This window comes from Paraburkholderia sp. BR13444 (assembly GCF_040948755.1).
In the GTDB taxonomy this organism is placed as follows: domain Bacteria; phylum Pseudomonadota; class Gammaproteobacteria; order Burkholderiales; family Burkholderiaceae; genus Paraburkholderia; species Paraburkholderia youngii.
Map to the genome: position 1 here is coordinate 1 of NZ_JBFPKM010000075.1, position 255 is coordinate 255.

At 65.1% G+C, this 255-nt stretch carries 1 protein-coding gene and 1 pseudogene; both read left to right on the plus strand.

What is annotated here, in order from left to right; translation table 11 throughout:
• Positions 1 to 110 (plus strand): annotated as a pseudogene (locus AB3X95_RS39045) (1,2-phenylacetyl-CoA epoxidase subunit B); the annotation flags it as partial.
• 7 nt (positions 111 to 117) lie between these two features.
• The coding region (locus tag AB3X95_RS39050) for a Phenylacetic acid catabolic protein (protein ID WP_368624015.1) at positions 118 to 255 on the plus strand (138 nt) is incomplete at its 3' end.

Sequence of the window (255 nt, forward strand, 5' to 3'; positions counted from 1 at the left end):
TCACCGCCTCGGCGCCCGACGAGAAGGCCGAGCTGTTCGAACCGGCGGGCGACAAGATCTATCGCCACCCGACGTTCTACACGCTGCCCGACGAAGTCAACCACATGTAAGCGCGCCATGACCACTACGTCCACTACGTCCCTTACGTCCCCCTCGCCCGAACATCTGCAGTACGTGCTGCGCCTCGCCGATACCGCGCTGATCCTCGGTCAGCGCAACAGCGAGTGGTGCGGCCACGGCCCGAGCCTCGAAGAG